General features: G+C 73.3%; 7 protein-coding genes. 5 read left to right on the top strand and 2 right to left on the bottom strand.

The features are described from left to right. Positions 1-123: 123 nt before the first annotated feature. Positions 124-624 carry a YbjN domain-containing protein gene (locus ACFRCR_RS14205; protein WP_191795644.1) on the bottom strand — a complete coding sequence of 167 codons (501 nt, stop codon included), beginning with the start codon at positions 622-624 and terminating at the stop codon, positions 124-126. 164 nt (positions 625-788) lie between these two features. Between ACFRCR_RS14205 and miaA the strand changes: the two genes are divergently transcribed. Then, the gene (gene miaA, locus ACFRCR_RS14200) at positions 789-1,742 is read left to right on the top strand and encodes a tRNA (adenosine(37)-N6)-dimethylallyltransferase MiaA (RefSeq protein ID WP_377678401.1); all 954 of its coding nucleotides are present in this window, start codon (positions 789-791) and stop codon (positions 1,740-1,742) included. Beyond that, entirely contained in the window at positions 1,739-2,722 is a 984-nt protein-coding gene (locus ACFRCR_RS14195) for a diaminopimelate epimerase (protein WP_377678398.1), read from the top strand. The genes miaA and ACFRCR_RS14195 overlap by 4 nt, the downstream gene beginning before the upstream one ends. A 131-nt stretch (positions 2,723-2,853) precedes the next feature. On the opposite strand, the gene ACFRCR_RS14190 is transcribed toward ACFRCR_RS14195, so the two are convergent. Next, complete coding sequence (locus ACFRCR_RS14190; protein ID WP_377678396.1) at positions 2,854-3,516, bottom strand: class I SAM-dependent methyltransferase; 663 nt, start codon at positions 3,514-3,516, stop codon at positions 2,854-2,856. Between the two features lie 237 nt (positions 3,517-3,753). On the opposite strand from ACFRCR_RS14190, the gene hflX reads away from it, so the two are divergent. The 3 genes from hflX (at position 3,754) to ACFRCR_RS14175 (ending at position 8,444) form a co-directional block, all read left to right on the top strand. Then, positions 3,754-5,283: a GTPase HflX gene (hflX, locus tag ACFRCR_RS14185; protein WP_191795647.1), complete on the top strand. Its 1,530-nt coding sequence runs from the start codon at positions 3,754-3,756 to the stop codon at positions 5,281-5,283. A 71-nt stretch (positions 5,284-5,354) separates the two neighbouring features. Next, positions 5,355-7,412, top strand: coding sequence for an ATP-dependent DNA helicase (locus ACFRCR_RS14180; protein ID WP_377678394.1), 2,058 nt, complete (start codon positions 5,355-5,357; stop codon positions 7,410-7,412). Positions 7,413-7,490: 78 nt separating this feature from the next. Beyond that, positions 7,491-8,444 carry an L-lactate dehydrogenase gene (locus ACFRCR_RS14175; RefSeq protein WP_336706126.1) on the top strand — a complete coding sequence of 318 codons (954 nt, stop codon included), beginning with the start codon at positions 7,491-7,493 and terminating at the stop codon, positions 8,442-8,444. Positions 8,445-8,502: the final 58 nt, after the last annotated feature.

The raw sequence follows: 8,502 nt of genomic DNA, 5'->3' as shown, positions 1-8,502 counted from the left end.
GGCGCGCGGTGACGGCGTCCACGCCGTTCTGCAGGAGCTCGCGCAGGTACACGCGCGGGCTCGAGTACAGGTGACGCGCGAGCAGGTCGACGACGCCGTGCAGGTCGACCTGGAACGTGCTCGTCAAAGCGGCCGGTCCTCGACGAAGGTGTTCGCGTCGGACGCGTCCGCGTCGGGGGCGGGGAACTGCTCGTCGAGCTGCTCGAAGAACTGGAGCCCCGAGTACAGGCCGCACTCGACGAGCTGGCCGAGCTGGTCGTCCGCGACGCCGAACTCCAGGTCGGTCGCGACCTCGGTGTAGATCGCGACGCGCTCGCCCTCGACCCGGCAGAAGACCTTGGGCCACACCTTGCGCTGGTTGAAGTCGTTGGCGAGCATGACGAGGCCCACGTGCTCCTCGGCGGGCAGGGTGCGGTGCCAGCGCCCGCGGACCTGCAGGATCTCCTGCTTCGAGCCCTGGACGAAGAAGTAGAAGACGTTCCCGTCCCAGCCCCCGCCGAGGTCGCCGTCGTCGTCGATCCCGTAGTTCCAGCCCTTGCCCGCCAGGAAGGCCTCGACCCGGTCGCGCGACAGCGGTGCGTTGGGGGTACGGTCCGTGCTGCCGGGCTTGGTGAAGTAGCTCATGTCTCGTTCCTCGTCGTCGGTTGCCGCTGCGGTGCGGCGGCGAAGGCCGTGCGGGCGGGCGCCTGTCCGCCCACCCGGAGGAGCCTACGCACGACCACCCACACCGGGACAGGGTGGATTTGTCCGACCAGGCTCCCGGCCCTGCCGCCGGGTACGGTTCTCGGATGCTCATCGTCGCCGTCGTCGGCCCCACCGCGACCGGGAAGTCGGACCTCGCCCTCGACCTCGCACAGGCCCTGGCCCCCGCCGAGATCGTCAACGCCGACGCCTACCAGCTCTACCGCGGCATGGACGTGGGGACCGCGAAGGTGCCCGTCGACGAGCGGCGGGGGATCGCCCACCACCAGCTCGACGTGCTCGACCCCGCCGACGACGCGTCGGTCGCCGACTACCAGGCCGCGGCCCGCGCCGACCTCGACGCGATCGCGGGGCGCGGCGCCCGACCGGTCGTCGTCGGCGGGTCGGGGTTGTACGTGCGCGCGCTCCTCGACGAGATGAACTTCCCCGGCACGGACCCGGCCGTCCGCGTCCTGCTCGAGGAGCGCGCCGAGCGCGAGGGCACCAGGGCGCTGCACACCGAGCTCGCCCGGTTGGATCCCGCGGCCGCGACGTCGATCGGTCCGTCGAACACCCGGCGCGTCGTCCGCGCGCTCGAGGTCATCGCGATCACCGGCGAGCCCTTCACCGCGAACCTGCCGCGCCAGGAGTACGTCCGCCCGGCCGTGCAGATCGGGCTCGACTGCGACCGCGAGACGCTCGACGCGCGCGTCGCGGGCCGCGTCGAGCGGATGTGGGAGCACGGGCTCCTCGACGAGGTCCGCTCCCTCGCGCCGGGCCTCGGACGGACCGCGGAACGGGCAGTCGGCTACGCCGAGGTGCTCGCGCACCTGCGCGGGGAGACCACGGCCGACGAGGCACGCGAGCAGATCACCGCGAACACGCGCCGGCTCGCCCGCAAGCAGATGGGATGGTTCGGCCGCGACCCGCGCGTGCACTGGCTCGACGCGCAGTCGCCCACGCTGCTCGCCGACGCGCTCGAGATCGTCCGGGCCGCCGACGACGGCACCCTGGACGAGCGCACGGACGACCGCCCGACGCGCCGTAGTCTGGGCTCATGAGCCCCACGCCGCCCCGTTCGACGACCCGTCTCGCCAAGGGCCACGGGACCCGCAACGACTTCGTCCTGATCGCCGACCTCGAGGGCAGCCGCGACCTCGACGCCGACCAGGTCCGTGCGCTCGCGGACCGCCGGTCCGGGATCGGCGGCGACGGCGTGATCCGGCTCGTGCCCACCGCGTACGTGCCCGAGTCCGCGCAGGTCCTCGCGGAGGACCCCGACGCGATCTGGTTCATGGACTACCGCAACGCCGACGGATCGATCGCCGAGATGTGCGGCAACGGGGTGCGGGTCTTCGCGGCCTTCGCCGAGCGGCTCGGGCTCGTGGACCTCGGCGTCGCCGGGGCCCGGCCCGGTGCCGACGACGCGCCCGAGGGTGAGGCCGCTCAACGCGTCCTCGCGGTCGGCACGCGCGCGGGCGTCAAGTACGTGCGCAAGGAGGCGAACGGCTGGTACGCCGTGGACATGGGCCCGTGGTTCCTGCCGGGCGGCCGTACGGCCCTCGACGAGGGCTTCGACGCCGCGGTCGCGATCTCGGGCTGGGAGGTCCCGCGCCCCGCGCTGAGCGTCGACCTGGGCAACCCGCACACGGTCCTCGCGCTGCCGCAGGAGGACGAGCTCGAGGCCGCCGACCTCACGCAGGCACCGACCGTCTCGCCGGAGCCCCCCCACGGCACGAACGTCGAGCTCGTCGTCCCGCTCGGCGAGGAGGTCTCGGTCGACGGGACCGTCGTCGGGCGGCTGCGCATGCGCGTGCACGAGCGCGGCGTCGGGGAGACCGAGTCCTGCGGGACGGGGGCGTGCGCCGCGGCGCTCGCGGTCCGTACATGGGGCGGCCCGTCGTCGCCCGACGTGTGGCTCGTCGACGTGCCGGGCGGCACGGTGCGGGTGACCGCCCTGGAGGGCGGTCGCGTCGAGCTCGCCGGACCGGCCGAGATCGTCTTCGGGGCGGAGATCGACCTGGCGGCCTTCGCCCGCTGACCACGGCACCGCGGGCACCGCGGGCACCGTCACGTGGCCCGACGGCGTCGCGCCACGGCGCGCTCGGCGCGCTCGGCGCGCGCCGGTCCGTGGCCGCCTCGCGCCGGGCGACGGGTCGGTCCGGCGGGCGCTCAGCCTGCGCGCGTGACCTCGAGCACCCGGAACCCCTTGGCGCTCGCGAGCTTGCTGACCGTCAGGTCGTCGTCCAGGTGCTCGTTCAGCCAGGCCATGAGCGAGTCCGCACCGAGGTTGCGCTGCACCACGAGGTAGGCCTCGGTGCCGGGCTCCAGGCGCGGCAACCAGTGCAACAGCATCTCGTGCAGCACGTCCTTGCCGACCCGGATGGGCGGGTTGGACCAGATCGCCGCGAACCGGACGCCGGCCGGGACGTCCTCGGGGCGCACCGCGCGCACGTTCTCGAGCCCCAGCCGTGCGGCGTTGCGTCGCACGAGGTCGAGCGCCCGTTCGTTGACGTCGACGGCCCACACGGTCGCGGCGGGCGACTCGAGCGCCATGGTCAGCGCGACCGGGCCCCAGCCGCAGCCGAGGTCCAGGAGGTTCGCTGCGCCGTCGGGCCCGGACGCGGCGGGCGGGAGGTCCGGGACCGAGCGCAGGAGGACCTGCGTGCCCAGGTCCAGGCGCCCGGGGGAGAAGATGCCCGACGCTACCTCGACCGTGACCTCGCGGCCCGCGAGCCGGACCGTGAGCTCCCGGCGCTCCTCGGCGGAGGCGGGCCTCGCCGTGAAGTAGTGGTCGGGAGAGGGCTCGGGCGTCGCGTCGGGAGGTGTGGTCACGAGGACCGATCCTATCGGCCGGCGCACGACCCGCCGCGGTCGCCCGGGCACGCCCAGAGGGTGGTCCGCGCTGCGCCCTGGGATGAACCGCGGCTCCGCAGGGCGAATTGGTTCGCGCCGGGACGATCCGGCGTGCCACGCTTGTTGTACGACATGCCGACCGGAGCGTCTCCGGACGGAACGACCGGCCCAGGTCACCTCGACCCGGCGCCCGGACCCTCAGCTGAAAGGCGGCCCATGACCCAGACCCCCGCGAACCCCACCCCTGAGACCGAACCGGAGACCGTGCGCCCCGAGCGCGACATCGCCGGAGACGTCGTGGCACGGGTGCTCGCACGGGCGGGTACCGCGCGCGCCGAGGGAGGCACCCAGCACTCCGTCCACGACGGCGAACAGCTCGAGCTCGCCGAGCGCACCGCGCTGCGACGGGTGGCGAACCTCTCGACCGAGCTCGAGGACGTCACCGAGGTCGAGTACCGGCAGCTGCGACTGGAGAAGGTCGTGCTCGTCGGGCTGTACAGCGGCAGCGGCGAGGCCGCGGCGACAGAGGCCGAGGTCTCGTTGCGCGAGCTCGCGGCCCTCGCCGAGACCGCCGGTTCCCAGGTGCTCGACGGCGTGCTCCAGCGCCGTCAGAAGCCGGACCCCGGGACCTACCTCGGGTCGGGCAAGGCCGAGGAGCTCGCTTCCGTCGTGGCCGTGAGCGGCGCGGACACCGTCGTGATCGACGGCGAGCTCGCGCCCTCGCAGCGCCGTGCGCTCGAGGACATCGTCAAGGTCAAGGTCGTCGACCGGACCGCGCTCATCCTCGACATCTTCGCCCAGCACGCCAAGTCCCGGGAGGGCAAGGCGCAGGTCGAGCTCGCGCAGCTCGAGTACCTGCTCCCGCGCCTGCGAGGCTGGGGCGAGTCGATGTCCCGCCAGGCCGGTGGCCAGGTGGGTGGCGCCGGCGCGGGCATGGGCTCGCGCGGACCCGGTGAGACCAAGATCGAGCTCGACCGTCGCCGCATCCGCGACCGCATGACCAAGCTGCGCCGCGAGATCGCCGCGATGGCGCCGGGCCGCGAGACCAAGCGGTCCTCGCGCAAGCGCCACGCGATCCCGTCGGTCGCGATCGCGGGGTACACGAACGCGGGCAAGTCGAGCCTGCTCAACGCCCTCACGGGCGCCGGCGTGCTCGTCGAGAACGCCCTGTTCGCGACCCTGGACCCCACGGTCCGGCGCGCGCAGACCGAGGACGGGCGCGTGTACACGCTCGCCGACACGGTCGGGTTCGTGCGCTCCCTGCCGCACCAGCTCGTCGAGGCGTTCCGCTCGACGCTCGAGGAGGTCGGCCAGGCCGACCTGCTGCTCCACGTCGTCGACGCGTCGCACCCCGACCCCGAGGGCCAGATCGCGGCGGTCCGCCACGTGCTCGCCGACATCCCGGGCATCGACCAGGTGCTCGAGGTCGTCGTGCTCAACAAGGTCGACGTCGCCGACCCCGACGTCGTCGCCCGCATCCGCGGGCGTGAGCGCCGCACGATCCTCGTCTCGGCGCACACCGGGCAGGGGATCGACGACCTGCTCCAGCTCATCTCCGACGAGCTGCCGCGTCCCGACGTCTCGATCGACGTCGTGGTGCCCTACCACCGCGGCGACCTGGTCAACCGCGTGCACCTCACGGGCGAGATCGACCTCGAGGAGCACGTCGAGACGGGGACGCGGCTCCTGGGCCGCGTCGACGAGGGGCTCGCGCTCGAGCTCAACACGGTGGCGGTCCGGGCCTGACCGTCGCTGGGGCCACCGTCCCGGCGCTCTGCGAGCCCGGTCGTGTCGGTGGCCCCACGTAGACTTCCGGGGTGCCCGAGGAGACCACCACCACCCTGACCGCGGGCCCCGCGACCCCTGACGTCGAGGAGCTGCTCGACCTCGCGGTCGGCGCCCTGGGCGGCGGTCGCCGCGCCGGGCAGCACCAGATGGCCGCGAACGTCGCGCGGACGATCGACGGCTCGGGCGGCCCCGACCACCTGCTGGTCCAGGCCGGGACGGGGACCGGCAAGTCCCTCGGGTACCTCGTGCCGGCGGTCCGGCACGCGGTCTGCGAGGACGAGCGTGTCATCGTCTCGACCGCGACCCTCGCCCTCCAACGCCAGATCATCACGCGCGACCTGCCGCTCGTCGCCGAGGCCGTCGCCGACCGCCTGCCGCGCCCGCCGCGGATCGCGCTCCTCAAGGGCTGGCACAACTACCTGTGCCAGCACAAGATCGAGGGCGGCTACCCGGCCGACGAGCCCACCCTGTTCGACCTGCCCACGGGTGGCGAGCGCGCGGGCGTCGCCGAGCACCCCGCGCCCGGCGCGGCGTCGGGGGCCGCAGCCCTGGGGGAGCAGGTCGTGCGGCTACGCGAGTGGGCGCAGGAGACCACGACCGGGGACCGGGACGACCTCGTGCCCGGCGTCTCCGACAAGGCCTGGCGGCAGGTCTCGGTCACGGCGCTCGAGTGCCTGGGCGCCAAGTGTCCCCTCATCGACGACTGCTTCCCCGACCAGGCGCGCACGAGCGCCCGGGAGGCCGACGTCGTCGTGACCAACCACGCGATGCTGGGCATCGCCGCGTCGGGCTCGCCCGGCGTGCTGCCCGAGCACGGTGTCGTGGTCGTCGACGAGGCCCACGAGCTCAGCGACCGCGTCACGGCCGCCGCGACCGCAGACCTCTCCGTGCCGATCATCGAGCACGCGGCACGCCTCGCGCGCCGGCACGGAGGAGTCCAGACGACGGACCTCGACCTGGCGACAGGGGCGTTCGGGACCGTCGTCGCCTCGCTTCCCGCGGAGCGCTTCCCCGACGGCCTGCCCGACGACGCGCGCTCTGCCGTGGCTGCCGTCCGCGACGCCGCCCGCACCGCGCTGAGCGCGCTCAAGCCCGACACCTCGGGCGGTCCGCAGGCCCAGCCCGACACCGGTATGAAGATGGCCCAGGCGACCATGCTCCAGGTCTTCGAGATCGCCGAGCGCATGGCCCAGGACCCCACCGGCCACGACGTCCTGTGGTGCTCGCGCGCGGGCGACGACGGTCGATGGAGCGGGGACGGCGTGAGCAAGCTGCACGCCGCGCCGCTCGCGGTCGCGGGCCTCATCCGTACCCACCTCCTGACCGAGCGCACGGGCGTCTTCACCTCGGCGACGCTCGCGCTCGGCGGCACCTTCGACCCCGTGGCCCGCTCGCTGGGCCTCGACGACGACGGCGCCACCTGGACCGGCGTGGACGTCGGCAGCCCGTTCGACTACCCCCAGCAGGGCATCCTCTACATCGCCAAGCACCTGCCCCAGCCCGGCCGCGAGGCCGCGACGGACGGCCAGCTCGACGAGATCGCCGACCTCATCACCGCGGCCGGGGGACGGACCCTCGGGCTCTTCTCCTCACGGCGAGCGGCGCTCGCGGTCGCCGAGGCCATGCGTGAGCGTCTCGACGTCCCCATCCTGTGCCAGGGTGAGGACCAGCTGCCGACGCTCGTCAAGGAGTTCGCCGCGGACCCCGCGACATGCCTGTTCGGCACGCTCTCGCTGTGGCAGGGCGTGGACGTCCCCGGCCCCAGCTGCCAGCTCGTCCTGATCGACAGGATCCCCTTCCCGCGTCCCGACGACCCCGTGAAGTCGGCTCGCGCTCGCGCGGTCGAGGCCGCGGGCGGCAACGGTTTCATGCAGGTCTCGGCGAACCACGCCGCGCTGCTGCTCGCGCAGGGCGCGGGACGGCTCATCCGGTCGACCGCCGACCGCGGGGTCGTCGCGGTCCTCGACCCGCGTCTGGCGACGGCCCGTTACGGCTCCTACCTGACGAAGTCGATGCCGGACTTCTGGACCACGACCGACCGCCGTGTCGTCCTCTCTGCGCTCGAGCGCCTGTCCGCCCTAGGCTGAGACCTGGCAGTCCATGCAACGGACGTCGCGACGCTCGTGCAGCGACCGACGCCCGGCGCTCAACGTCCAGGAGGCACAGTGCCCGCCCGTACCACCAAGCTCGCGATCGTCGGCGCAGGTTCCGTCGGATCGACCCTCGCCTACGCGGCGCTCATGCGTGGAGCCGCTCACACCGTGAGCCTGCTCGACATCAACAGGACCAAGGTCGAGGCCGAGGTCCTCGACCTCCAGCACGGCATCCAGTTCATGCCCATGGCCAAGGTCGAGGGCTCCGACGACGTCGCGGTGTGCGCGGACGCCGACGTCGTGGTCTTCACCGCCGGGGCCAAGCAGAAGCCCGGACAGACGCGCCTGGACCTCGCCGAGGCGACGATCTCGCTGGTGCGCAAGATCCTGCCCGGACTCGTCGAGGTCGCGCCCAACGCCGTCTACATCATGGTGACCAACCCGGTCGACGTGGTCACCTACGCCGCTCTCAAGTACTCGGGCCTGCCCCCGAACCAGCTCTTCGGCAGCGGCACGGTCCTGGACTCGTCCCGGCTGCGCTTCCTCGTCGCGCAGCACTGCGGCGTCGCGGTGCAGAACGTGCACGCGTACATCGCGGGCGAGCACGGGGACAGCGAGATCCCCCTGTGGAGCTCGGCGACCATCAGCGGGGTGCCGTTGCTCGAGTGGCAGGGGCTCAAGGGCCGTGGTCCGCTCACGGCCGAGGTGCGCGAGGACATCGCGCACGAGGTCGTGCAGTCGGCCTACCGCATCATCGAGGGCAAGGGGGCGACGAACTACGCGGTCGCGCTCGCCGCGACCCGCATCATCGAGGCCGTCCTCGACGACGAGCACCGGGTCCTGCCCGTGTCCTCGCTCCTCGAGGACTTCCACGGGATCAGCGACGTCTGCCTCTCCGTCCCGTCCCTGCTCGAGCGACGAGGGTGCGGGGAACGGATCGAGGTCCCGCTGTCCGACCACGAGCTCGCAGGGCTCCGGGCGTCCGCGGAGTCGGTCCGGGCCGTGGCGAAGAGCTTCGGGCTGTAGCCGTGCCTCCGGTGCCCTGCGCAGGGCACCGGAGACGACGAAGGGGACGACCCACGTG

The sequence above is a fragment of the Oerskovia sp. NPDC056781 genome (genome assembly GCF_042789955.1).
In the GTDB taxonomy this organism is placed as follows: domain Bacteria; phylum Actinomycetota; class Actinomycetes; order Actinomycetales; family Cellulomonadaceae; genus Oerskovia; species Oerskovia rustica.
The sequence above is the reverse complement of the archived record's forward strand: the minus strand, read 5'-3'. Positions and strand labels throughout refer to the sequence as shown.